Annotated in this window: 32 protein-coding genes; 11 read left to right on the top strand and 21 right to left on the bottom strand. The window is 39.3% G+C overall.

All coding sequences use genetic code 11. From position 1 onward, the window contains the following. Positions 1 to 29: 29 nt before the first annotated feature. The 4 genes from GO593_RS08720 (at position 30) to GO593_RS08735 (ending at position 1,611) form a co-directional block, all read left to right on the top strand. Positions 30 to 269 carry an RNA recognition motif domain-containing protein gene (locus GO593_RS08720; RefSeq protein ID WP_000699342.1) on the top strand — a complete coding sequence of 80 codons (240 nt, stop codon included), beginning with the start codon at positions 30 to 32 and terminating at the stop codon, positions 267 to 269. A 7-nt stretch (positions 270 to 276) separates the two neighbouring features. Then, complete coding sequence (locus GO593_RS08725) at positions 277 to 636, top strand: ASCH domain-containing protein (RefSeq protein WP_001183876.1); 360 nt, start codon at positions 277 to 279, stop codon at positions 634 to 636. An 80-nt stretch (positions 637 to 716) separates the two neighbouring features. After that, on the top strand, positions 717 to 1,220 hold the full coding sequence (locus GO593_RS08730) for a DUF6586 family protein (protein ID WP_002027464.1): 504 nt from the start codon (positions 717 to 719) through the stop codon (positions 1,218 to 1,220). A gap of 112 nt (positions 1,221 to 1,332) precedes the next feature. Continuing rightward, positions 1,333 to 1,611: a hypothetical protein gene (locus GO593_RS08735; RefSeq protein WP_000027403.1), complete on the top strand. Its 279-nt coding sequence runs from the start codon at positions 1,333 to 1,335 to the stop codon at positions 1,609 to 1,611. Positions 1,612 to 1,648: 37 nt separating this feature from the next. Here GO593_RS08735 and GO593_RS08740 read toward each other — a convergent pair whose 3' ends face one another. The 4 genes from GO593_RS08740 to GO593_RS08755 form a co-directional block, all read right to left on the bottom strand. Next, positions 1,649 to 3,358 carry a cation:proton antiporter gene (locus GO593_RS08740; RefSeq protein ID WP_001119808.1) on the bottom strand — a complete coding sequence of 570 codons (1,710 nt, stop codon included), beginning with the start codon at positions 3,356 to 3,358 and terminating at the stop codon, positions 1,649 to 1,651. A gap of 147 nt (positions 3,359 to 3,505) precedes the next feature. Then, entirely contained in the window at positions 3,506 to 3,661 is a 156-nt protein-coding gene (gene rpmG / locus GO593_RS08745; RefSeq protein WP_001205031.1) for a 50S ribosomal protein L33, read from the bottom strand. Between the two features lie 12 nt (positions 3,662 to 3,673). Continuing rightward, on the bottom strand, positions 3,674 to 3,910 hold the full coding sequence (rpmB, locus tag GO593_RS08750; protein ID WP_000048256.1) for a 50S ribosomal protein L28: 237 nt from the start codon (positions 3,908 to 3,910) through the stop codon (positions 3,674 to 3,676). A 167-nt stretch (positions 3,911 to 4,077) separates the two neighbouring features. Continuing rightward, positions 4,078 to 5,526, bottom strand: a complete 1,449-nt coding sequence (locus tag GO593_RS08755; protein ID WP_001088254.1) for a coniferyl aldehyde dehydrogenase — start codon at positions 5,524 to 5,526, stop codon at positions 4,078 to 4,080. 112 nt (positions 5,527 to 5,638) lie between these two features. Between GO593_RS08755 and GO593_RS08760 the strand changes: the two genes are divergently transcribed. The 5 genes from GO593_RS08760 (at position 5,639) to GO593_RS08780 (ending at position 9,485) form a co-directional block, all read left to right on the top strand. Then, entirely contained in the window at positions 5,639 to 6,331 is a 693-nt protein-coding gene (locus GO593_RS08760) for a TetR/AcrR family transcriptional regulator (protein ID WP_000056617.1), read from the top strand. Positions 6,332 to 6,405: 74 nt separating this feature from the next. After that, positions 6,406 to 7,269 carry a formyltetrahydrofolate deformylase gene (gene purU, locus GO593_RS08765; RefSeq protein WP_001057506.1) on the top strand — a complete coding sequence of 288 codons (864 nt, stop codon included), beginning with the start codon at positions 6,406 to 6,408 and terminating at the stop codon, positions 7,267 to 7,269. 391 nt (positions 7,270 to 7,660) lie between these two features. Next, positions 7,661 to 8,416 carry an energy transducer TonB gene (locus tag GO593_RS08770; RefSeq protein WP_001984490.1) on the top strand — a complete coding sequence of 252 codons (756 nt, stop codon included), beginning with the start codon at positions 7,661 to 7,663 and terminating at the stop codon, positions 8,414 to 8,416. Positions 8,417 to 8,460: 44 nt separating this feature from the next. Beyond that, positions 8,461 to 9,081, top strand: coding sequence for a MotA/TolQ/ExbB proton channel family protein (locus tag GO593_RS08775; RefSeq protein ID WP_001011663.1), 621 nt, complete (start codon positions 8,461 to 8,463; stop codon positions 9,079 to 9,081). Beyond that, positions 9,081 to 9,485, top strand: coding sequence for an ExbD/TolR family protein (locus GO593_RS08780; protein ID WP_000885431.1), 405 nt, complete (start codon positions 9,081 to 9,083; stop codon positions 9,483 to 9,485). Before GO593_RS08775 ends, GO593_RS08780 begins: the two co-directional genes overlap by 1 nt. Positions 9,486 to 9,545: 60 nt before the next feature. Here GO593_RS08780 and msrA read toward each other — a convergent pair whose 3' ends face one another. The 16 genes from msrA to GO593_RS08855 all read right to left on the bottom strand — a co-directional run bounded on the left by msrA (position 9,546) and on the right by GO593_RS08855 (position 21,070). Beyond that, positions 9,546 to 10,067, bottom strand: coding sequence for a peptide-methionine (S)-S-oxide reductase MsrA (gene msrA, locus GO593_RS08785; protein WP_001183413.1), 522 nt, complete (start codon positions 10,065 to 10,067; stop codon positions 9,546 to 9,548). A 100-nt stretch (positions 10,068 to 10,167) separates the two neighbouring features. Continuing rightward, the gene (locus GO593_RS08790; RefSeq protein ID WP_000551512.1) at positions 10,168 to 11,223 is read right to left on the bottom strand and encodes a DUF4105 domain-containing protein; all 1,056 of its coding nucleotides are present in this window, start codon (positions 11,221 to 11,223) and stop codon (positions 10,168 to 10,170) included. Positions 11,224 to 11,237: 14 nt separating this feature from the next. Next, complete coding sequence (locus GO593_RS08795; protein ID WP_000312546.1) at positions 11,238 to 11,747, bottom strand: dihydrofolate reductase; 510 nt, start codon at positions 11,745 to 11,747, stop codon at positions 11,238 to 11,240. Positions 11,748 to 11,791: 44 nt separating this feature from the next. Then, a complete protein-coding gene (gene thyA, locus GO593_RS08800; RefSeq protein WP_001203165.1) occupies positions 11,792 to 12,634 on the bottom strand; it encodes a thymidylate synthase in 843 nt (280 codons plus the stop codon). A gap of 122 nt (positions 12,635 to 12,756) precedes the next feature. Continuing rightward, the gene (locus GO593_RS08805) at positions 12,757 to 13,119 is read right to left on the bottom strand and encodes a hypothetical protein (protein WP_000881947.1); all 363 of its coding nucleotides are present in this window, start codon (positions 13,117 to 13,119) and stop codon (positions 12,757 to 12,759) included. Between the two features lie 10 nt (positions 13,120 to 13,129). Then, the gene (locus GO593_RS08810; protein ID WP_000889267.1) at positions 13,130 to 13,489 is read right to left on the bottom strand and encodes a hypothetical protein; all 360 of its coding nucleotides are present in this window, start codon (positions 13,487 to 13,489) and stop codon (positions 13,130 to 13,132) included. Positions 13,490 to 13,562: 73 nt separating this feature from the next. Continuing rightward, complete coding sequence (gene lgt, locus GO593_RS08815) at positions 13,563 to 14,381, bottom strand: prolipoprotein diacylglyceryl transferase (protein ID WP_000959084.1); 819 nt, start codon at positions 14,379 to 14,381, stop codon at positions 13,563 to 13,565. Between the two features lie 51 nt (positions 14,382 to 14,432). Next, positions 14,433 to 15,425, bottom strand: a complete 993-nt coding sequence (locus GO593_RS08820; RefSeq protein WP_001199681.1) for an IS110 family RNA-guided transposase — start codon at positions 15,423 to 15,425, stop codon at positions 14,433 to 14,435. Positions 15,426 to 15,894: 469 nt separating this feature from the next. Further along, entirely contained in the window at positions 15,895 to 17,010 is a 1,116-nt protein-coding gene (locus tag GO593_RS08825; RefSeq protein WP_000585018.1) for a zonular occludens toxin domain-containing protein, read from the bottom strand. Between the two features lie 65 nt (positions 17,011 to 17,075). Continuing rightward, positions 17,076 to 17,360 (bottom strand): DUF2523 family protein, encoded by a 285-nt coding sequence (locus GO593_RS08830; protein WP_000516239.1) that lies wholly within the window; start codon positions 17,358 to 17,360, stop codon positions 17,076 to 17,078. Then, positions 17,360 to 18,709, bottom strand: coding sequence for a virulence factor TspB C-terminal domain-related protein (locus GO593_RS08835; RefSeq protein ID WP_000248217.1), 1,350 nt, complete (start codon positions 18,707 to 18,709; stop codon positions 17,360 to 17,362). The genes GO593_RS08830 and GO593_RS08835 overlap by 1 nt, the downstream gene beginning before the upstream one ends. A 60-nt stretch (positions 18,710 to 18,769) precedes the next feature. Beyond that, on the bottom strand, positions 18,770 to 19,018 hold the full coding sequence (locus GO593_RS08840; protein ID WP_000504297.1) for a major capsid protein: 249 nt from the start codon (positions 19,016 to 19,018) through the stop codon (positions 18,770 to 18,772). A 12-nt stretch (positions 19,019 to 19,030) separates the two neighbouring features. Next, positions 19,031 to 19,207 carry a hypothetical protein gene (locus GO593_RS19060; RefSeq protein ID WP_000283920.1) on the bottom strand — a complete coding sequence of 59 codons (177 nt, stop codon included), beginning with the start codon at positions 19,205 to 19,207 and terminating at the stop codon, positions 19,031 to 19,033. An 80-nt stretch (positions 19,208 to 19,287) separates the two neighbouring features. After that, positions 19,288 to 19,599 carry a hypothetical protein gene (locus GO593_RS08845; RefSeq protein ID WP_001159853.1) on the bottom strand — a complete coding sequence of 104 codons (312 nt, stop codon included), beginning with the start codon at positions 19,597 to 19,599 and terminating at the stop codon, positions 19,288 to 19,290. After that, a complete protein-coding gene (locus GO593_RS08850) occupies positions 19,589 to 20,812 on the bottom strand; it encodes a replication initiation factor domain-containing protein (RefSeq protein WP_000611160.1) in 1,224 nt (407 codons plus the stop codon). Before GO593_RS08850 ends, GO593_RS08845 begins: the two co-directional genes overlap by 11 nt. A 3-nt stretch (positions 20,813 to 20,815) precedes the next feature. Further along, positions 20,816 to 21,070: a hypothetical protein gene (locus tag GO593_RS08855; RefSeq protein WP_001085092.1), complete on the bottom strand. Its 255-nt coding sequence runs from the start codon at positions 21,068 to 21,070 to the stop codon at positions 20,816 to 20,818. Positions 21,071 to 21,082: 12 nt separating this feature from the next. On the opposite strand from GO593_RS08855, the gene GO593_RS08860 reads away from it, so the two are divergent. Further along, positions 21,083 to 21,637 (top strand): DUF2726 domain-containing protein, encoded by a 555-nt coding sequence (locus GO593_RS08860; RefSeq protein WP_000062196.1) that lies wholly within the window; start codon positions 21,083 to 21,085, stop codon positions 21,635 to 21,637. A 127-nt stretch (positions 21,638 to 21,764) separates the two neighbouring features. Continuing rightward, complete coding sequence (locus GO593_RS08865) at positions 21,765 to 22,544, top strand: NRDE family protein (protein ID WP_000335016.1); 780 nt, start codon at positions 21,765 to 21,767, stop codon at positions 22,542 to 22,544. A gap of 43 nt (positions 22,545 to 22,587) precedes the next feature. Here GO593_RS08865 and GO593_RS08870 read toward each other — a convergent pair whose 3' ends face one another. Continuing rightward, positions 22,588 to 24,921, bottom strand: coding sequence for a PhoX family protein (locus GO593_RS08870; RefSeq protein ID WP_000137994.1), 2,334 nt, complete (start codon positions 24,919 to 24,921; stop codon positions 22,588 to 22,590). Positions 24,922 to 24,929 lie beyond the last annotated feature (8 nt).

Raw genomic sequence — 24,929 nt, forward strand, 5'->3', positions numbered from 1 at the left:
TTCTTTTGATGGTCAATGAAGGTTGGAAAATGAAAATATTAGTTCGTAATTTAGATCGTTCAGTGACTGAAGCTGAAGTTTTAGAGCTGTTTAAAGCTTATGGTAAAGTTGAGTCTTGTGTCGTTGTAACCGATAAAGATACGGGTAAATCAAAGGGCTTTGGTTTTGTCGAAATGCCGAATCCGCGTGAAGCCATTAAAGCAATCAAAGGTCTAAATACACTTAAAGTAAAAGGTTACGGTATTCGGGTTAAGGCAGCTGAAGAGTAAGGCTTTTATGCAACAATTTTTAGCTCTTTCTGTGGTTGCTCCAAATGGAACACGTATAGCTCAGGGAATAAAAACACTTGAAGTTCGTTCATGGGTCCCTGCACAGCTGCCTCTTAAAGATCTATTCATTGTTGAGAACCAAAATTTTTTAATAAATGATGGTGATGAAGAAGAGGGAGTTGCCGTCGCTTTGGTCGATGTTGATTCTATTCATGTTTGGCGAAACGATGAGATTGAACCTGCCTGTGCCTCTGGTTGGAGTGAAGGATATTTTGCTTGGGTTCTAAGTAATGTGCGTCCTATGAAGCGACAGTTGAAAGTTCCGGCTAAACGTAAAATTTATCAAGTCTCTCTGGATTTACCATAAATAACGTTGATTTTATCAATGGAGTCGTTAAGCTAAGAATAGCCATATAGATGGCAATTTTAGAACAGGAAAGTTTAGTTATGTCACGTGTTGCTCGTTATCATGCCGATCGTACCAATCAAAAACTCTATTTTGCACGCTTAGCGTGTCAACAAGCAGAGCAAACTGATCATGTACAGCAGGTACAAGCGTATCGTGAAGCAGCTGTATTTCATTTACATGGTGCGATGTTGGCATTTTTGCAAGAATTGGTACGTTATTACCGTTTAAATGACTTGCAACCGACATTAAAATCTATTGAAGAGCATATGGCGGCAAAAGGACAAGTTTCTCCGGAAGTTTCTGTTTTGCAGCAATTGGCAAAAGATGGCTTCGTTGCAGAATTAAAACGTGCTTACCGTATGTGCCAATATGCACCGGAACCAACTGAACCGACACCGGAAGAAGAAACTTCTTCTAATTTGATCATTAAAGTGACTCAGGGACCACAATCATGGTTACCTGATGTGAAAATTTTGCGTGAATGGCATAGAGAGTTAAGTCATTTAATTGATGGTTTTCGTAACGAAATGGTCGAGTTCTAAAATTAAACTATCTGAGCGCTTGAAATTTAATCCCAGTGCGCCTATATAAATAAGACGAGAGATGCAAAGTGCAAGGGTGCTTTGCCACCATGTTGAAACATGGAGGAAGTATATGTCTATACAGCAATTGAAAGAGTTATTTGGAAATCAAGAAGCAGTGTTGGAATTAGTCCAACTAGAAGGTGGTGAGCTCGCCTTGCGTAATGCTGGTTCTGAAAAAGAGCCCTTGGTTAAAATTCAGTTTAGTGATGAACTAAAGGCAATATTAGGTGAACAGACGCCTATAGTTGCACAACATATGATTCAAGCTGCTTTGTTTGGGCTGTTAGAAAAGCAGGTCAATGAATGGCAGGCTGAAGTTGTGGATGAGCAGCCTAAATTCTTAAGTTAAAAAAAGCGTACTCTTGAGTACGCTTTTTTTGTATGCATTAATGATGTGTGGACTGATGCGCAAGTTCGATTTGATTTAAAATATGATGGCTCATATTCTTAGCCATTTCTTCTTTCGCATAGAATACTTCACCAATGTGTTCGTCTCTAATCACTGCGGCTTCTTCTTTACTTTCTGCACAAATTAAAACCTGAATTTGAGGGTTCAATTGCTTCGCAATATCTACAATCCGATGAATATCTAAAATATCCATAGGTGAAATTACCAAGAGTCGTGCGTGCATGATATGTGCTTGAATTAAAACGCCAGGTTCGGTTGCTACACCACTTACAGCTGCAATATTTGCCTGACGTAGTTTTTCTACGATTTCACGATTCTCTTCTGCAATTACGACTTTAATATTTTGATTAATTAAATTTTCAGTAATACGTCGTCCAACGCCACCATACCCTACAATCACCACTTGATCGCGTAGATAAGATTGATCGACTTCATCGGGCAGCATGGCTAATGGGTCGCCACTACGTTCAAGAAGTCGTGCTAAATGAGAGCGTTCACGAATCCAACGTTGTACCGGCTCAATTGCTGAGAAGATGAAAGAGTTTAGTGTAATTGAGAATAATGCGCCTGCTAAAATCAGGTTTTGAGCTTCTAACGTTAGTAGACCTAAAGAGACACCAAGGGTAGCCAAAATAAATGAAAACTCACCAATTTGAGCAAGGCTGGCCCCGACTGTTAAAGCAGTATTGATTGGATAGCGGAAGAATAAAACCAAGGCCATTGCAGCAAGTGTTTTACCCACCATAATAATCGCGATAACAGCCAAGATATGTAGTGGACGTTCAATAAGGATATGTGGATCAAACAACATTCCTACTGAAACGAAAAATAAAATCGAGAAAATTTCACGTAGTGGTAGCGTTTCTTCTTCTGCGCGATGGCTAAAATCTGATTCTTTAACGACCATTCCGGCAAAGAATGCCCCTAATGCCATTGAAACTCCAAAGATGGCATAAGAACCATAGGCAATCGATACAGCAGCAGCGACTACAGTAAGCGTAAATAGCTCTCTTGAACCTAAGCGAGCAACAAACTGCATAATAATAGGCACAACGCGCTTACCGACAATCAGCATAAAGGCGATAAAGCCAATAACCTTTAATAGGGTGATTCCAAGTGTTAGCCAGATGTTACCTTCTGCGCCTGCTGGGGCTTTTCCGCCAAGTAAAACAGCTGTAGCTGGAAGAAGTACCAAAACAAGTACCATGACTAAATCTTCAACTAATAGCCAGCCCACAGCAATTTTGCCGTTTACAGAATCTAGAAGACCACGGTCTCCTAAAGCTTTTAATAATACAACTGTACTCGCACATGACAGGCTTAAGCCAAAAACGAGTGCGGAGCCAAAGCTCCAGCCCCATAACATTGAAACGCCAATACCCAGTAAAGTTGCAACAGCAATTTGTAAGATTGCACCTGGCAAGGCAATGCGGCGAACAAGTAAAAGATCATTTAAGGAAAAATGCATACCAACGCCAAACATGAGGAACATTACACCGAGTTCAGCAAGTTGGTTTGCAAGATGAATATCTGCTTCAACACCAGGAGTATTAGGACTAATAATAATTCCGGCAATGAGATAGCCAATAAGAGGGGGAAGTCGTAGTCGGGCGGCAATATAGCCAAAAAACAGGGCAACGCCGAAACCAACAGCAAGTAAAATAATTAAATCTACGTCATGCGGCACTAAAAACTCCTTTTACGTGAGTTAGGCTAAAGACAAGCATAAAAAATGCCAAGGCGGAATATGTGGAAAGTTTAACAAAAAGGCTGGTATAAAAAAAATGCAAAAAAAAACGACTTCATAAAGAAGTCGTTTTTTTCGAGGCTAAAATTATTTGATTTTAGCTTCTTTGAAAATCACGTGTTGACGGATTTTTGGATCAAATTTTTTGATTTCCATTTTTTCCGGCATAGTACGTTTGTTTTTAGTCGTGGTATAGAAGTAACCTGTACCAGCTGAAGAAACGAGGCGAATCTTATCACGCATTGCTCAGACTCCTTAGATCTTTTGACCTTGAGCACGAAGGTCTGCAACAACCTTTTCGATACCCAATTTGTCAATAATACGCATACCTTTAGTGGTTAAACGAAGACGTACAAAACGTTTTTCGCTTTCTAACCAGAAACGGTGGTGGTGCAGGTTCGGCTCGAACCGGCGCTTGGTTTTGTTGTTGGCGTGTGAGACGTTGTTACCAACGACTGGACGCTTGCCGGTAACTTGGCAAACCTTAGACATGGTGTAACTCCATTGATTTAGCCAACAGCAAATCTGTGGCCAGTCATACTAAATGTAAACGGATGAATTCATTCAAGGGGCGTTTTATACCAAAAATACGATTAAAAGACAAGCGAAATTGGTAAAAACGAGGCATGATCTAGTATAACAGATCATGCCTTGATCAGTTAACGCAACAAGGTTTTCGAAATGAAGCGATGAATCGGTTTATTGAACGGTGGAAGAATATATTTCAAGCTATAAAGTTTTGGATTTGACATGACCGAACGTTCATGCGAAAGCCCAAAAAAGCCCTCCGGTCCGTGATATTTACCCATACCTGACGCACCAATACCGCCAAAAGGTAAATCATCTTGTGCTACATGGGTAATCACCATGTTAATTCCGAAATGCCCTGAATGAGTATGCTGAGAGATATAATCGGCGCGTGCCTGATCATAGTCAAAATAATACATCGCCAAAGGACGTGGTCGACTATTAATAAATTCGATGACTTCTTCGATTTGGTCATATTCTAAAATTGGTAGAACAGGACCAAAAATTTCATTTTGCATAATATCCATTGCAGTTGTTACACCAGTAACCAGAGTCGGTGCAATTTTGCGGACATCATCTAAAATTTCATTTTGAGGATTAATTTCAATAATACGAGCACCCTGATCACGGGCATTTTCTAGATAACCCTGAATACGGTTGTACTGCTTATCATTAATAATAGAAGTGTAGTCTTGATTGTTACGAAAATGAGGATACATTCCAGCCACAATCAATTTAAAGTTTTCAATGAACTCGGCAGTTTTACCACGCGGCAAGAAAATATGGTCTGGCGCAACGCAAGTTTGGCCTGCATTCCATAATTTACCCACAGCAATACGCTGTGCGACATCTTTCATGTCTACGGAAGCATGTACAAGCGCAGGAGATTTACCACCCAACTCAAGAATGACTGGCACAAGGTTTTGAGCTGCAGCCGCCATGACTGTTTTACCGACAGAAGTCGAGCCTGTGAAAATCATTTTGTCAAAAGGCAGGTGACTAAACGCATCAGAGATCACACCACCGCCATTAACCACAGCAACCAATTCTTGTGGAAAAGCTTCAGAAAGAGCATTTTCAAGAACCTGTCCAAAATTTGGAGAAGCACTCGAAATTTTGATCATGGCATGGTTACCAGCCGCCAAAGCACAGATGAGTGGGCCAACGGAAAGTAGTAATGGATAGTTCCAAGGTGTAATAATGCCAATAACACCCATTGGTTGATATTGTACCCAACCTTTTGCTGGCTGATGTAATACACTGATATGGCGTTTTGATGGTTTCATCCATCCGGTCAGGTTCTTACTGTAATACTTGATTTGTTCAAGACAGGTAAGTAACTCACCAATTTTGGTTTCCATAATGGCACGATTGCCATAATCAAGGTTAATTGCTTCGGCAATCTGATCTTGATATTTTACCAAGACTCTTTTAAGACGAGCTAAACGATCAATACGCTCTTTAGCAGTGGGTACCGGATGACGTAAGTAGGCAATCTTTTGCTGCTCAAGCAAATCATGTAAATGCTTAACATCATAAGGAACCTGAGTCTCTGGATTTGTTTTTGTTTGACTGTTCATCGGTACTTACCAAATATACTGATATACTTATTTTTTAGAGTAAATACTCTAAATAGTCAAGTTGGTTTCTGTGTGCAAGTCTTAACCATATGAATTAACGAAGGTTATTAAAATGTCTCTACCTAAAGCTCTGAAGACAAAAGACCGGATTTTACAAATCAGTTTGCAGCTTTTTAATGAGCGTGGCGAACGGTCTGTCACTACCAATCATATTGCTGCAGAGTTGGGGATTAGTCCTGGAAACTTGTATTATCACTTTCGAAACAAGCATGAAATCATTAAGGAATTAATGCACCAATATCAGGTCGAGACTTTAGAAATGCTCTCTTTACCTGAGGACAGACCATTAACGACCAATGACAAAATTAATTATTTTCAGGTACTCAGTGGTCAGCTATGGAACTATCGTTTTATTCACCGTGATGTTTATCATTTAGTTGAAAGTAACGAAGACTTTAAAAAGATCTATCCCCGCTTTGCAGGGCTGGTCATGCAGCAAGGGCAAAGAATTTATCAGGCCTTTGTTGATGCCGGGCTTATGAAAATGACGCCATCGGAAATTGAAGCGCTCATTATTAACCTCTGGATTGTCTTAACCAACTGGACCAACTTTCTATATATGTCCGGACACATTAGTGACAATAACCACCTTGAAGAAAAATGGGTTTGGCAAGCTTTACGTCAAATGGTTTTTTTAGAAGGCCCTTATTTAATGGGGGAAAGCCGTGCGACTTATGAGCAATTATTGGAGTCGCTTGGACCTTCTGATCTTTTTGCCAGCTTATCGTCCCTAAAAGATGAATAGTTGTGCTTGTTTATTTAGAGCGCTAGAATACTCGGCTTATCAAAATTTTGTCTCAATTAAGTGATATTAACCAAATGAATATGACCACTGCCAATACAGCCCGTTTACTGATTACTTGTGAAGACAAGCCTGGGATCGTACAGGCTGTATCGAGCTTTTTGTACCATCAGGGTGCAAACATTACCGCGCTTGATCAGTATGCGACGGAAGCTCAAGGCGGACGTTATTTCATGCGTGTTGAATTTGAACTTGATCATTTACAGTCTCGTAAAGATGCTTTAATTCAGACTTTCGCAGCAAATGTAGCGGAACGTTATGGCATGCAATGGCGTCTTGCTTTTGTTAATGATATTAAAAAGGTTGGTATTTTAGTTTCTAAAGTTGACCATGCTTTGCTTGAGCTATTGTGGCGTCATGCACGTGGTTCTTTACCGTGTGAAATTACCCACGTAATTTCTAACCACGAAGATTTACGTGAAGCGGTTGAAAACTTTGGTATTCCATTTACAGTCATTAAAGTAACCAAAGACAATAAAGCGGAAGCTTATGCTCAAATTCATGAAATGATGCAAGGCAATGACTTATTAGTTCTAGCACGTTACATGCAGATTTTAAGCGAAGATTTTGTTTCTAAATGGGAAATGAAAATTATCAATATTCACCACTCATTCTTACCTGCTTTTGTGGGCGCAAACCCATACAAGCAAGCATATGAAAAAGGTGTAAAGTTGATTGGTGCAACAGCTCACTATGTGACTGCTGACCTAGACCAAGGCCCAATTATTGAGCAAGACGTTGAACGTGTGAGCCATGATTATAATGTTGAGCAGTTACGTGAGCTTGGCGAAGATGTTGAACGTAATGTATTAGCTCGTGCTGTTAAATGGCATTTAGAAGACCGAATTATTGTAGATGGCAATAAGACTGTTGTTTTCTAACAACTTATATTCCTTTAAAAGCATGCTTTTGAGCGTGCTTTTTTTATGGCTAAAATAAATTTAAAATGTTATAACATAACTAGAGTCTGTTGCTCTATAGAATACTTTTAATATCTAGCTACTTAATTATTTTTTAAGCTGAGCGCGATCTGATAAGTGAAAATAGGGAACTTACAAATTTTAGTGCGTTGTCTAAGCATGAGAAAACTAAGGTGATATCACTTTATCAAGTTAGACTTCGCGATAATGCGGAATGTTTTCATAAAAAAGTAGTTGCAAATGAAAACACTTCTCATTTATTATTGTGGCACTTTATTGTTCTATCCGATGTTTGAAATCGTTTCTATAAATTGAAAACCGAAATCATCATCCATTAGGTAATTAGATTCTTATGAGTCAATCTTCCGCAGCCTTAAACTCTCCCAATCCGATGAAAAAGAAAGTCATCACGGCACTAATTGCGGTTGCAATTGGTCATATCGGGGTCTTATGGGCAGTCAGCCACATTAAGCCTGCTGAACTAAAGCCAATTGAAAAGAAACCTTTACAAGTCCGTTTTGTAAAAATTCAAGAGCAACCAAAACCTTTACCACCAAAACCAAAAGAACCGCCTAAAAAGCCGGAGCCTAAAAAAGAAGTGAAAGAGGTTAAAGTTGTCGAGAAACCTGTAACTCCACCTAAGAAAGTGGAAAAAATTCAGCAGGTCAAAAAGGCTGAAACACCTAAAGAAACAGTAAAAACAGAACCTAAAGTTGAACCAAAAATAGTAACGCCAACGACTACTGTGACTGAAAAAGTCGTTGAAAAGCCAAAGCCAGTGGTTCAAGAAGCACCTAAAGCTCAACCTGCTCCAGATCCATCGCCAAAACGCGTTTCAATTGGCGGTTCAGGTGTACAGTGGAGCCGCTCACCACGTTTGACTGTTTCACCAAAAGATTTACAGGGCGAAGCACGCTCGGTTGTTGTACTTATTGAAGCCGATGAGAAAGGCAAGATTACTAACGTGCGCGTAACCCGTAGCAGCGGTATTCCAAGTCTAGATGACAAAGTAGTCCGTGCTGTACGTACTGCAAAATTTAAACCTTATATGGAAAACGGTGTTGCTTATCCAATTAAAGCAGAGCAACCGTTTGACTTAACCCCTTAAACGAATTTGAGTCCCAACGGCTAACCTTAATCAGGAGTTCGAATATGAACTTTTCAATCTATTGGCAACATGCAGATGCAGTGAGTAAAACCCTGTATTTCATCTTATTGGCAATGTCGATTGCTACCTGGACAGTTTTCATCTTACGTTTGATGGGGACTCGCCAACTAAAACAACAAGCTTATGCTCAACTCTCTCAGGCTATTACTTCGCTCAAAGCAAAGTTACAACCTTTGAGTTTTGAACAACGTAAAGCAGTTGCAGAGCAAGCATTATTGCGTCAGATTTCTGCTGAGAAAGCCAATGCTGATAAAGGTATTTCAGTTTTAGGAACAATTGCTTCAATTGCACCATTCGTTGGTTTGTTTGGTACAGTATGGGGTATTTTCCACGCGTTAGTTGCCGTTGGTAAGAGCGGACAGGCAGGTTTAGCTCAAGTGGCTACACCAGTAGGTGAAGCACTTATTATGACTGGTCTTGGTCTTGCAGTTGCGATTCCAGCGGTATTGGCTTATAACATCTGTTTACGTGCGAATCGTGGCCTTGCTCATGATTTACAAGATCAAGCACACAGTTTGTTAATCGACACCATGTTGCAGCAAGACTCAACTGTAAAGTCTGATGTTAAAACTGCACAGCAAAGTTATGTTGGAGGTCAAGCTTAATGGCTTTTCAATTGGGTGAAGACCACGATAGTGGCATGAATGAGATGAATCTCATTCCGCTAATCGACATTATGTTGGTGTTAATGATCATCTTTTTGGTCACAGCAACAGTTGCCAACCCATCGATTCCATTAACGCTTCCTAAAACAACTGCTGAAATTATTGATCCACCACCAAAAGCAATTACGATTAGTATCAATGCAAATGGTGAAGTGGCTTGGGATACTCAAGTAATTAGCCTTGATGAGCTTCAAAAACGTTTCCAAGAAGCAGGTCAAGGTGCGGTTAAACCGACAGTTCAACTTCGCGCTGATAAAGAGTCGAAGTACGATACTGTTGCTCAGGTAATGTCTCGCGCCAGTGAAGCCGGACTGAGCGATATTGCCTTTGTAAGTGAAAATTAAAATCTAGTTTCACGTAATAAAAAAGCAACCAATTCGGTTGCTTTTTTATTTTCTCATTTATTAATTTTTCATGAGATGTTGGAATTTACTATGTAACTTTAATAGCTTAGGTGGAATTGCAAAGTTGCAGTAACCTTGTGAAGGGTTCTTTTCATAGTAATTTTGATGATAGTCTTCTGCTGGATAGAATGTAGGAGCAGGAGATAATTCAGTCACAATATCAAGATCGTCATCTTTTAACGTCTGAATGGTGTGTTCTGCTGCCTGCTTTTGCTCTTCATTAAAATAGTAAATAACAGAGCGGTATTGAGTACCAATATCATTACCTTGGCGGTTTAAAGTCGTTGGATCATGCGTTGCAAAGAACACATCAAGTAACTGAGAATATGTAACTTGTTGTTCATCAAAGTCGATAAGGACCACTTCAGCATGCTGAGTGTCACCTTGACATACTTGCTCATAAGTTGGGTGAGTTGTATGCCCACCAGCATAACCACTTGTTACTTTTTCTACACCACGTATTTGTAAAAATACGGCTTCGACGCACCAAAAACAGCCGCCGCCAAATAATGCCTGTTGCATTGTTTTTTCCTCTATTTCCTGCCTATTACAATAGGGTTTATCTAGTTAGATTACAAAGTAAAGCGTGTATAAAAAAGTAAAGAAAAGTGCATTACTTATTTCATTTTACTTTAGGTAGACCCTGTCGAACGATTTGAGAAAAATGCTCACTGCTTTGGTCTGCAAATTGTTCAAAATGTTCAGTACGTGGGTTAATGTGTGCAATTTGGTACCACTGTTTCAAGCTAATATTTTGATCGAGTGCTTTAAGATCATATAAATAATTAGGTAAGTAACCAGAGGCAATTAACCGATAATCTTTAGGAAGCTGATATGGGTTAATGGCTTGAACCATATCAAAAATTAAAGTTGTACAATTACTTGTGAGGGTATTGTACCACTTTGGTTCTGCGCGTAGTTCATCTGCTTTTTTAAGATATTCTAAAAATAGCGCTTTTTGCTCAGAGCGAGGCATATTGACTGGGAAATTATAAACTTGCTCTTTACGGATATTGCTACGCGTGTAGACAATATCTTTTTCATCAGATGCAATTAAGCTCAGTTCATATTTTCTAAAGAAGCCGCCAATTGCTGAAAACTCTTCGGTCTTTTCTTTTCGAATTTCGATCGAAAAAACTAAAGGTTGTTGATTTTTAAATTCGAAACTGACTAGCGTATGGGCAATTTGTGGCCCCATCCAGTAAGAAGTAATAATATTTATGCCATTTAACTGGTTCAGGTCAAAAGTACGGGTTTCCCAGCGAACATCATAGGTTCCATCAGGATGCCAGTTGAAGTTACGGACATTATGCAAAGTAATAACATCGCCGTGTTTTTCGTAACTTAGCATATTGGCAACTTCAGGGTTCCAGTCACGGTCTTGACGTGCAGTAATCGAAAAGTACCAAACCAAAGAGCAGGCAAAAGCTAACAGGTAGATTAAAACGTCTGTACGACGGCTAATGATATGCCCATTAAAATATAAACCCGCCATACTTAAAGCAAAGGCAATCCATATGCCAATAATAATACGGCTGCCTAACCAGCCAAAAGGTTGTTGGACCCATAGGGCTAAGCATACCCAAATGCTGGAAAGCACAATAAACAACGTGAATAAACTATGTAAAGCGCCGAAGAGGAGGGCGATAATAAATTCACGTGTTCCGATATTGTGCATAGGCGACCAGAAAATTATTTTTTATAAGTGGCAAATTCGAATGAAGTTCCTGATTTTTCATCTACTTGCTGCTCACTTGCAGTTTTATGGAATTCATTCGGTATTGTTGGATAATGTGCATCACCTTGTACATCTAAGTCAACATGAGTGAGCTCAAGACGGTCTGCAATTGACAAGGTTTGCTTAAAGATTTCACCACCACCAATAATGAACAAAGCTTGCTTTTCGGTATTTTTGGCATCTTCTAAAGCAGCATTTAAAGCATCTTCAATTGAATACGCAATTTTTACGCCGTCAAAATGCCAGTTAATGTCACGGGTAATCACCCAGTTCACACGGTTCGGTAGAGCACGGCCCATAGACTCAAGCGTTTTGCGGCCCATGATCACCACACCACCTTGTGTGATTTCTTTAAAGTGTTTTAAGTCGGCAGAGATATGCCATGGCAACGCATTGCCTTTACCAATACAGTGATTTTTGTCCATTGCGACAACGTGGACAACTTCTACATTTTGCCATGCCATAATCTTATTCTCTAAACCGTAATCTAATGAAATTTAAGCCGTCGTTATACTGCAACTGGTGCTTTAATTGCCGGATGTGACTCGTAACCTACAATCTCGATATCTTCAAATTTGAAGTCGAAAATATCTTTAACATCCGGATTAAGTTTTAATTGGCAAAGTGGTAATGGCTCACGCGTCAATTGTAGTTTTGCCTGCTCAAAATGGTTGGCATAAAGATGCGTATCGCCACCTGTCCAAACAAAATCACCAACATCTAAGCCACACACTTGAGCAATCATATGAGTGAGTAAGGCATAACTGGCAATATTAAATGGCACACCTAAGAATACGTCAGCACTACGTTGATAAAGCTGGCATGACAACTTGTTGTCTTGTACGAAGAATTGGAAGAGCGTATGGCAAGGCGGTAAAGCAACTTGTCCGGCCTCATTTGGGTTCCAGCCAGAGACAATTAAACGGCGTGAATTTGGGTTGGTTTTAATTTCATTAATTAACCATTTAATTTGGTCAAAACCATCTTGGTTATAAGTACCATCGGCATTTTTAGTTGCGCCGAAATTACGCCATTGATGGCCATAAACTGGGCCAAGCTCATGTTCTGGGCGGCCGAAACGGGCAGTTTGTTCTGCTGTTGCCCATTCATCCCAAATGGTGACTTTATTGTCTTGTAAGTACTTAACGTTAGTATCGCCTTTTAAGAACCAAAGTAACTCAATCACGATAGAACGAAAGTGAACTTTTTTTGTGGTGAGTAAAGGAAAACCCTTAGAGAGATCAAAACGCATTTGATGACCAAATACAGAACGGGTTCCTGTGCCTGTACGGTCGCCTTTGTCACCGCCATTATCAAGGATATGTTGTAGAAGGTCTAAATATGCACGCATAACACTCTCGAGTTCGGATTAATTTCCATAAAATAAAAGGGGAGACGGTTCATGGATTAATAAACCGTGGAAGATAATAGCATGCTTTAACGATAGGTAGGAAAGAGAGCTACATTTACTGTTTAAAAACGTTTGGCCCGATTTTGATAAATCGAAACAAGAAAAAATCCATCCAGTACAAAGCCTAAAGCTTGTATTGTTGCAATCCAATTGTGTTGAGGGGGCAGTAACCACATTATAATAGCAACAATAATGAGAGGGTAAATTCTAAGCAGATACGGGAGCTTAAGTTTATATGAACTGTGCTCTGGAATTTTTGTTTGTAAATATTGCCCGAAATGAAGCCCGGACCCTAACACGAGACTAAGAACAGTGTAAGTCGGCGATAAAGGCTGTACTTGATTGGCTGCATAAATTGCAGCACAAACGACAATAATGAAGATGAGTTTGATGTGACGCGGTGCGTTATACCAATAAGCCAACATAAAAATGAGCCTATTTGTTAAATAACGATTGTGGTGAAAAAATAAAAGCAGCAAGCGCCATAAATGCGATTCCTTGAACGCCCCAGATCAGCAAGTTAGGCATGGTTTTTACAAAGATAAGTGCAAATAAAAGAGCGATAGGAACCCACGTAAATAGGCGGTAAAGTAAACCAGTCGGGTTACTTTGAGCAAAATGCAATTTAAAGTAACGGCAGATTAAAAAAATAATCCCAGTTCCTGTAAACATTAAAATGGTATCTAAAGGCAATGGTTGATATTGATATAACCCAATACAGATTAAGAGGGTAATAATTAAAATGATTAATTTTTTAAAAGTCGGGACTTGCGTATTAAACCAGAATTCCAGCATGGCGAATCTTCTTTTTTGGGAGATAAAAACTGTAGCATAAAAAAGAGGAGCCGAAACTCCTCTGATTTAGATGTTAACTGTTCTTTTGAGGGCCCCAGTCATAAATTTTCTTTTGGTAGGCATACCACATCATCCAAAGGCCTATCAGTAGCATTGGAACGGTGAGGATTTGTCCTTTCGTCATCCAGCCAAACAAGATGAAACCTTGGTCGGCATCCGGCTGACGGAAGAATTCCATCACAAAGCGTGCAACACCATAACCCATTAAAAATAGGGCAGATACAGCCATACGTGGGCGTGGTTTTGAACTAAACCACCACAAAATAATAAAGAGTAATAGCCCTTCGCAAAGTGCTTGATAGATTTGTGATGGGTGGCGAACCAAATGTAATGGATCGGTTGGGAAAATCATTCCGAATGGATAATTTGGATCTGTGACCGCACGGCCATATAACTCTCCGCCAATAAAGTTACCAATACGTCCGAACATTAAGCCTGTCGGTACACAAGGGGCAATAAAGTCGAGTGTCTGGAACCATGTTTTTTGATATTTTTTACACCAGAATAGCATTGCGATCATGACGCCTAAGAAGCCGCCGTGGAAGCTCATACCACCTGTCCAGACTTGGAATAACCAGATTGGGTTTTCAAGGAATTTATCAAACTCATAGAAAAGCACATAGCCGATACGTCCGCCGAGTACAACACCTAAGGCACCGTAAAACACCAGATCGGAAACCATGTCCGATGTCCAGCCATCACGCTGTTTGGCACGGTAGGAAGCAAGCCCCCAAGCACATAAAAATGCCAATAAATACATGAGTCCATACCAATGGACTTGAAGAGGTCCTAGATGTATTGCGACCGGATCGATATTAGGATAGGTCAGCATTGCTGCTCCTTGATCTTACGTTTTGACAGATTGTAGATACCATCTTGGCTGTCAACAAGGAATCTTTGCAAAACCTATAAGATTTTCATTGTAAGGCTTTTGGTGTTTGAGGACACCAAACGCAATATGGATTAATTTTCGCATCGCAGCACAAAGAGCAGCCATCTTTGCTTTGCCATTTCTTAGTAGTCGATCATATACGATTTTAATATGAGGATTATGACGAATTGCAACTACAGCTGCCATATACAATTTAGACCTAATTTTAGAAGAGCCCGAACGTGAGATTTTTGAAACACCACGAATTGAAGAGCCAGATTGCCTTTGTAGAGGAACAAGACCGCAAAATGCAGCAGCTTGACCAGCATTTGTAAAACTTTTACCTTTGAATAAAGTTAATAATGTCAAGGCAGTACGTTTTCCAATAGCTGGTATAGATTCAAGTAAACATAAATCTTGTTTTAAAGAAATATCATCATTAATAGTTTCATCTATCAATTTATCAAGATATTGAATCCTATTGTTAATATTCTCAATATCTAATTGAATAATCTCAATAAGTTTAGAATTCGTATTGTTTGAATATGCTTGATCTAATCTATTTTTCTCCCTATTTAATTCAGAAGTATAAGCGTCCCGACGGAGTATTAATTGTTTTAATAAACGAAGTTGGTCTGAATCAGGCTGCCAAATGTTATACGGAGCGAGTTCACCATATTTAACCAAAACTTCTGCATCTACTTCATCGGTTTTAGTTAGAACTGAGATACCAGCAGCAAACTTACGTACTCGCGCGGGATTAGCAACACAAACTTTAATGTTATTAGAGTAGAGAAAATAAGCTAAATTTTCATGATAAATAGAGGTTGCTTCCATAACTGCAACTAACTCTAATATCTCAATTTCTAACTTTTGTAACCACTCATTTAATTTAATAAAACCAGAGTGGTTATTATCAAATACTTTAGTTTTCTTTTTTTGATTATTCAAAAAAATACAACAATCAAATTTATTTTTAGAAATATCTATACCTAGATATTGCACAATTACATCCCCAAGAGAAACCGTTCACACTACTTAGCTTGTTAATACAGCATCATAAAAATGTGCTTAGATACCATTCAGTTTTTTTCGTGTGAAAAGAGTAGATTATGGTTTTTTCTACAATACAAACTAAATTTAGCGGAATGCGAAACTCAATAATCTACAGTTGTAATAGCTAATTACAACTTAATTAATATAACAGAAATTTGAGAATATAAAATTAAATAAAATCTCAAAAATCCATAAATAACTTTAATTTTCAATATAGTAAGTGGATTAATTAAAAACCTACTCAAATGTTCAGACACTAATTATCTTACTGACCCTTGATGCAAAAAAGCTCCTAAAATGAGAATAGAAATAGGTGCAAAAATAATTAAATACAACAAAAAATGTTTCATAAAATTCTCCAAATATTCGGCGAGCGTAGCTCGGTTAAACTCGTTTATGCTCAACTGGGAGCTTGTAATCAGAGAGAAAAGGTTGAAGGTTTTTCTTGTGTCTGTTCACTCGTAGACACTCGTTCTGTTAATGCAGGTTGTGCAAGTTGTTCTTGATGAACACTAGCTACTGGCTCAGGAGTCTTAGACTGAGCGAAATAGTTAAACGGTCGATCATTCTGTTCTATTAGCTTTTTACAGTCAGATTGCGCCACATCGTGCAAAATAGTGCCTTGCTGTGTGTATGCAACATAACGACCATTCTTTTTAATACAACCACTGAAAACAGGCTTAGAAGTGACCGTATACTCGATTTGGGATTGGTCAACGTCAAAGGGTTTATTCGGATTATATTTAATCGCAATTGTCTCCATCCGGACATCGTTTTTAGCTTGAAGCTCTGCATTTCTTTTATCTGGATTTTCAAGATCTTTGCGTTGATCTGGAGTTAATCCAGACCCATCGATTTGCTTAGGTTTTTTATCATCTTTTGACTGTGTAAAAGCAGATGGGTTAATCATTTTCTGAGTGGAAGGCTTCAAGAATGCATTGATTCCATATCCCACCAAACAAGCAATACCCAATAGAACCCACCCAAGTTTTTTCGGTAGTTTCAGCTTAACGTGATGAGCAGTTGCAGACTTGTAGTAGCTGAACAGGTTTTTAGGGTATTTAAATAAAAATTCGTTCTCTGCTAGCTCTCGAGACGATAAAGATTGGGGCTGTTTACGCACAGATCTCCAGTAGTAAACACTTGCCAATTTTGCCCCATATGGACGGTGTAAATGATAGTGTTCACCGACCAGATCTAAAACAAATGCATTTAGGAATCGTGGGCTTTGTGTGATGAACCAAATATCATGACCAGTATGACGATGTACTTGTAATTTCTGTACTACTTCGTCTTTGTTTGCTGATGTTCCAGATCTAAAGCGCTCATGTTGTTGGGCTTCGTCATAGATAACAATTGAGTTGTCTGGAGTAGTTCTCCAATCTTCTGGTGACTTCTCAACGCCATCGATCTGTAAGCCTTCAATATCGGCAAAGATTTGACGTTCAGGGAATTGTTTTTGTAGTTCTAATATCTTTGAAACAACAAATAGGCTTTTCCCCGAGCCTGGAGTACCTGTGACTAGAATTATCATTTTATAAACTCCGCCAAGCTAATCTATTTCGTTATGTGCGTGCACGGCACGCCAAACGAAATAGATCAGCTTGATAATTTCTGTATGCCTATTTGGGCAGATTTAATAATTGCATAAGTGCTTAAAGCGCCTATGAGAATGCCAATTGCTTTATCCCCACCACACATCCCCAAAAATGCAAGTGCAGTAGAAGGACCAAAGCTCATATTTGAAGTTGCACGGGCGATATACATGCTGATAAATCCCTGTACAACACTTGTTGTAAAGATGCCTATTCCTGCCCCTAAAAGGAGGCGCTTAATTGCAGATCCGAGCAGTAAAGTTAATGCTGTATAGATTATTTTTCCCATTACTCACTATTCCCCCTTGATAAACCCATAACGATATAAGCTCCGATTAAATAGGCAGATCCAATCACAAAAGGTCTAATCATGATCATGAAATTACAAAGAGGTTCAAAAGAGAAATTCGTCTCAGATGAAACGCCCTTAATAGTGATTTCTATAGGTTCGGCTTGTGGGCAAGTCTGGTCGAAAGAGACACGATCACCATCGTCAAAATTTAGTTGTAGATCCTTAATTTCTGGTTTTGTATCAGTTGAATCTGTAGCTGACTCATTCATCCATTTATTAAAAGTAGTCCAATAGCCCGCGACAGTAGTTGGGAAGTTAATGGCAACTTGTGCAGCCTGACAAACAACAGGTGCCCAATCACAGAAAACAGGAAAATTTAATTTAATATCATAAGGTGGAGTAGCTGCAGCAGGATCACCAGTTGTAGGCTCACCAGTTGTTGGAGCAGGTACAGCAGTACCAGTACCCGTACCAGTAGTAGGAATTGCTTGTGATTGGGTTAATTGTTGGATCATATCGTTAGCAGGAACGATTTGTTTTTGTTCGTCTTCTTCTAGTGCAGTGTCAGCGACTGAAGAAACATAAGCTTTGCCTTCAGATTTATCTGCTGTGGCATCACTTACAATTTGAGTAGCTACAGCATCATAGGGTAAATATCTTTCCTCTCGATTAGGTTGTGCGTTTGGATTGTATGCAGGGTTATTGACACGAGCAACACCAGAATTACCATCGTAACTAGTTGTTGTACTAGATAAATAACAAACAACTGATGTTGTTGAAGATGATGAAAGAGCAACTTTGTCATACTTCCAAGGAGTTTTACCAGACCACATAGTAAGGATTGATTGACAAATTGATGAAGGCACACCCGGATAACGAAAATAAGTTGTACCAGTTACACTGCTTTCATACTTCCACATATAGAGATCAGTGGGTTGCGGTGTGTTACTAGTAGGCTCAACATAATATTTAACGCGATTGTTTGCAGGATCCATTACGTAATCAACAGCACCAATCAAAGTTTTAATTGCCAAATCAACAGCAAGTACAGCGCCAGTTCTAACAATCATTTTAGAAACTTGACTAGCCGCAGGTGTAATTTTAGCTGCTCCAGTAGCAGCGTAATTCTTGCCATTCAGAACAATATTTTTAGTGCCATCGTAGAATGTTGTAGCACCCTGAACTAAGCGTTTAGTAACAGACCAACCCTCACCCGCGACAGAGGTTGCATTGGCTGATTGATAGAAAATGAAGTTAGGCGCAATGGCTATAATGAAGATCTGTAGCCATGTAATTAATTTAAAATTATCAAAAGACAAATTACGAAAACTATAACGATTAACCATGACATACAAACCCCTCAAAGAAAGATGGGGCAACTAGTGCCCCGATTACATCTTGTTTTATTACAAAGCTCGGCGGATAATTTTCCATCCTTTGATCGTTACTAGAACAACCAAGAATGCAGCACCAACCAAGCCGATCGGAGTTGTTAAACCGCTTAATTCAGTTGTAACTGGTGTTACATCGATATCAGCGTGAGCAGCATTTGCCATAGCTAAAGCAGACAATACAAGTGAAGTAGCTAAAGCACGAGATGGAACGCCTTGGCGTTTAGTTTGTGGTTGAGTTTGAACAGTAGTAAGTTCGCCCATGGTTTTTCCCCTTTATTTGAGCAGTTGACCAATTTTTTTAAAGCCCCAAGCTAAGCAAATACAAATGCCTATCTTGATGGCTATATCACCCGCTTGGCCGTTAGTGATTTCGGGTAATCCTAGAAAACCAACTTGTACCCATGTAAGGCACTGATTTGTGACTTCGTCTAGTTGGGCACATTGGTACATTTTTTAATCCTTTATTATTTACTGATCTGCTTTTAAAGCCCCCAAAAATCAGTAATCTTTTAGTCGTTATACTAAATAGCCTAAGCTAACTTTGCAGAAGTGGATTGGGAAACTTTGCTTAGGTCTAAATCAACCAAAATCAGTACTGAAGATTTACCATTAGAAACTTGTTCCATTGTGGCAGTGCAGGTAAATGGAAATGGTAGATTTTTAATACGCTCAAAATTAAATGATGTACCCCATTTAATTGATTCACCAACCTGACCTACAAAGTTTTCGCCTGATTGCAAATCCGCTTGATAAAACACAGTAGTTGAATCATATGGTTTACCGTTAAATTCACCTTTAGATGACTTTGCCCCCAAGATGATCATTTCAGTTTTAAATTGCATGAATAAAATCCTTATATTGAGTTTGATTAACTAAAGGGACACCCACGAATAGCGAGTAGTCTTCATTTAGTGATTGAATAGGTTGATTGATACGTAACGACTGCATCACAGCAGCATGAGAAAACTTAAGGCGTTTTGGCACTTCATCTTTTGAAGATGAAAGCATTGCTACCAGTTCATCACTGGCAATAATTTTTGAGAATTGACGAATATATTTGCCGAACTGATGTTTCATAATTTCGATTGATTTATCAAAATTAATCACGGATTGCTTTTTAACGATTTCAGGTTTTTCTGGTGAAATCATTTCTTGAGTAAGTTCTTTAGCAAGCCATTCAAAACATGGGTAAGCCCCAATGAAATATGAGCTTGGATTGAGTAAAACATCAAAAGGGATGAAGCGGTCAGAACCTTTAAATTCGACCTCTGCACGAGTCCAAAGGCTTAGTACATCACCTTCCTTTTTGCCACGTTCATAAATACGGCAGAATTTACCGCTATCACGGTTGCCAATATTGAGGGTTCTACCTTTACCGTTTGGACGCTTCCAAGCACCTTTATGCTCTACATTAGGTTCACGACCACCACACCAGAAACCATCAATATTGTCCCATGAATCAGCTAAATCAACTGTTAAGTGATTGCCTTCGAAATCATCATGAGCAAGGTCAATTCTATTAAGCTTAGGACGTTTACATCCACGCATTAAGAATTTATAAAGTTGTGATTCCCAACCTTTACGAGCTAAGGCACAACCAGTACCGTTGATTTGTACAGAAATCTTTTTGTTAGCATGACCATATAAGACCATGCCCAAATTATCTTGTAATTCGTATGAGCAAGTATGGAAATGCATACCTTTGTCACGTTTAACGGCAAGTCCAAAGCCAAAGATTTCAAAAAGAATCTGATCCAGCCATGTTTCAATCGCTTCAGTAAGCGATTCGTCAACTTCCTCTGGTTCAAGGAATGCATATTTTTCGCCAAAGGTTTCTTGACCAAAACTAAAAGTCACCCAATCAACAGCAGCTATGCCATGAATATCGCATGGAACTGAATGTAATACTGGCAATACGCCATCTTCAGTTTTAATTAATTTCTGATTATCGAGATTTCTAGGGAAAGTGAACTCTTCAGATGCCATGCGAGAATTCGTTACCCCCATCTTATAAAAGGGGGTGATTTCTGCCGTATTTTTACGTGTATTGATCATTTTTTATTCTTCCCCGTAAGCGTCTTGAAATTCGCTATTTGCTTTTTTATAAGTTTCTAAATGGGCATCAATAAATGAGTAGTCATAGCCATATTCAGATGCAACAAATGCCAGATGTTCTAAACATTGCTGAGTATTTAAAGCTGGGACTAGACAATCCAGTACAGAAACGCCATGCTGAGAGATGATGCGAGTTACTTCATTGAAGGCAGCTTGCGTAAAACTGACTTGATCTTGAAAAATAATTTTTGAATTCACGGGGATACCTTCATGTCTATGCTGATTGGCATTTTCTTATTGGTAATAATTGCTGTTGCTGTTATGAATGTTTTAAAGAAAGGGGAAACAAAAAGGGGAACGCGCAATCCGATCAAAGGAAAGCGGATTATTACAATGAATGAACAACCAACATTTTTAAAGTTAAGAGAAGCATTACCAGAACACATTATTTTGGCACAAGTTGCATTCAGTGCTTTTATGACAGCACAGGGATATACAACACGTAATTTATTTAATCGTAAAGTAGCTGATTTTGTAGTGCTTGATAAATCTTTCAATATTATTGCAATTGTTGAATTAGATGATTCAAGCCATAAAGGAAAAGAGCATACTGATGCTGAAAGAGACGCTTTAATCAATGAGGCAGGTTTTAAGGTAATTCGGTATAAACGAACTCCAGAAACTGAACAGGTACATTTAGATTTTGGCATTACTAACATATCAACCACTCTACCCCCTATTCCAGAAACTAAAACGAAATTTGTATCGGATTCAATTATTGTTGAAAGGGATGATCTATCAGTTCAAACACCCGAATTAAAGTAGAACATTTTTCTAAGTGTTGAAGATTCATGCCTCTATTCGACTGCACTAAACCATGGAGTCAAGATACAAGCGGAATGATGTGAAAAATGTTGTACATTCAATGTGTAAACATAGGGAACAAGAATCAATGTGTATTGTGGCTTTAGCATGGCATGTTCTGGATGATATGCCCTTGTGTCTGATTTCAAATCGTGATGAATTTTATCATCGACCAACCGCATTGTTGCATCAATGGGAACATACGCCAATCATTGCAGGGCAAGACTTACAGTCGGGTGGTACTTGGATGGGTGTTACGCCGCAGGGCCGATGGGCTGTGTTAACCAATTTCCGTGATGGACGTGATAAAAAACAATATGAGACCTCTCGTGGTCATTTGGTTCAGGCTTTTTTAGAGTCTGATTTGTTACCGATTCGCTTTGCTCAGCAATTAGAACAACAGCAACAGAACTTTGCTGGTTTTAACCTGTTTATGGGAACTGCTGATCAGGCGGTCTATATAAGTAACCGCGGTGAGGCTCCTCAAGTATTAGCCAACGGCGTATATGTGGTTTCGAATGGTTTAATGTCCGATCACTGGGAAAAAACCAGACATTTACGTACACGTTTTACGCAAGAGTTCCTGCCTATGCATCAGCACAAAACAGAAGAGTTAAGTTTGCAGCATGCAGCGTGGGATATTTTAGAAGATGAGCGTAAGGTCACCACAGCATTGTTGCCAAACACGGGCATTCAGCCGGAAATGGAAGAATTATTGTCATCGACTTTTATTCAAAGCCCCGTATATGGAACACGGTGTTCGAATTTTTTAAGAATGACCAATAATGAATGGATATGGTTGGAAAAGACCCAGCAAGGTGAACATAGTGGTCAAATTGTGCAGCAACAGGTGCTTTTAAACCGTTAGAAAAATGCCGATCAAGTGATCGGCATTTTTTTGGGTAAATCAATTAACCGACAATAACGCCACCATCTTTACGGGTAATCACAACAGTTGCTGAGCGTGGGCGCGCAGTTTTATTGCTTGGGTCTTTTTGTGTGGCAGGCCAGTTACTTTCTGGTTTCGCGTAACTTGGTGAATCTTCACCAGGGTGCTGAACATTAATGAAAATTGCTTTGTAGTCAGGAGTCATGGCAATACCAGTAATTTCACATTGCTTTGGTCCGACTAAGAAACGACGTAATGTTGCGTCTGTAACTTTGGCACCTGTTATGGTCTGCTGACCATTTGAAGTTGTTGCTGTACTACCATCACCGATTTGACCCGGCAGAGCTGCAAGCATCATACAGTTAGTAACATCAGTGTAAGCGCCGTCATCGGTTTCAATCCAGAGAACACCGCGTGGGTCAAACCACATACCATCCGGAGATGAAAAATCATTGTTATCTGTTAAGCCGGATAAGTTGATGTTTGAAGCCATTGCTGCTTCTGCGCCAAATAAATAGATATCCCATTTGAAGGTTTCAGCAGTCGTTTTATCATCAGTTTCTTTAAAACGGATAATATGACCGTTTACGTTTCCTTTTTGTTCTTTTGTGCCTGCATATAGGTCTGTGTAGTTACGTGGGTTAGCTGCATCAGTTGCATAGTCTTTACCACGATTTGAGTTATTGGTGAGTGTGACATAAATTTCACCATTTAATGGATTGACCGTACACCATTCTGGGCGGTCCATTTTTGTAGCGCCTACAGAATCTGCTGCTAAGCGTGCAAATGTAACAACGTCTGCCTGTGACTTAAACGGGTAGGTGGTGTTGCTTTCATTTAAGCCATTTTTGCCATAAGCAAGTTCAATCCATTGACCTGAACCATCGTTATTAAACTTAGCAACATACAATTTGCCTGCATTCATGTATTTGTCGCCAGCTGTATAACCACCGTTTATATCTTTGGTGTCCCACACAGCGGTTGAAACGAATTTATAGATGTATTCACCACGAGAGTCATCACCCATATAAAATGCTAATGGTTGACCTACTACGGCACGGCAAGCACTGTCTTCATGTGCGAAACGGCCTAATGAAGTACGTTTAACCGGATTTTGGCGTCCATCAAATGGATCAATCTCAACCATCCAGCCAAATGTATTTGGCCCATTTCGGTAATCTTGGGTAGCTTGAGCTGCTTTTACATCGGCATTCCAGCGATCATACAAGTCTTGTGACTCTACTTGACCAATTGCTGTTTCCCAGCCGTAACGCGAACTTGTGCCTAAATAAATTTGTCGCCCTTGTTCATCAACGTTAGGGATTAACTCACCATTTTTATCTTTTAAGTAAATGATCTTGCCATCTTTATCTTTTTTAGGTGCACCTTTTTCATCTTTCTCATACAGATAAGGTTCATCTTTTTTAACGCCTAAACCATAACGTTTTAATGCAATTTTTTCTGCATCTGTACGTGCATATTCATCGCTACCCGAACGTTGGAAATAACCAATAAAGTTTTCTTCAGTGGTTAAATAAGTGCCCCAAGGTGTATAACCGTTACCGCAGTTATTATGAGTGCCACGTGTTTGACGTCCAGCAGGTGAGAAGCGAGTTGCAAGCAGGCTTGAACCCGCTGCAGCACCTGCAAACTCCATAACTGTAGAAGCTGTAATACGACGATTAAAAATAGAATTTTTAACAATTTCTACTTTTTGAGTGGTTGGATCTTTTTTAATATGAACTACAGAAACCCCATGTGCATTGGTTTCACGAATGACTTCATCTTCAGGGCGACGTCCATCCACTTTTGTAGGACCTTTGGGATGAAGGAAGGTCTGATTAATATATTCGTGATTCATCACCAACAAACCTTGTGCTGACACAGTCTCGTCAAAGCGGTTTGTTGATGTGTTTAAGCCAAAATAATGCATGCCGTCATGGCAGTCGCCAGAGCGAAACTGGAAGCTTGGGCCAGATGGAATATTATTGTCGTCCCAATCTCCAACTCTTGGATTGATTGAGTCACCTAAAGCGTAGATAACATTGGCTTCATAACCTTCAGGTACAGTCACAATATCATTTAAATTTTTAGCTACGGGCGTAAAAGTGAGTTTTTCCGGTTTTTTATTTGGGTCTACAGGTGTGGTTCCACCATTATTAGAGCCAGAGTCATCATCGTTATCATTACAGCCAGTTAAAGTAGAAGCTAAAGTCAGTGCTACTGCACCGCTTGCTGCTTTGGTGATTAAACTACGACGACTGATGTGTTGTTCTAAAATGTCACGAAAGTGGATATTGTCAGAAGTATTATTGTCCAATTCTTGGTCTTCATGATATGGCGTCAGCTCTGTCATGGGAAATT

The organism is Acinetobacter baumannii, from assembly GCF_009759685.1.
Taxonomy (GTDB): domain Bacteria; phylum Pseudomonadota; class Gammaproteobacteria; order Pseudomonadales; family Moraxellaceae; genus Acinetobacter; species Acinetobacter baumannii.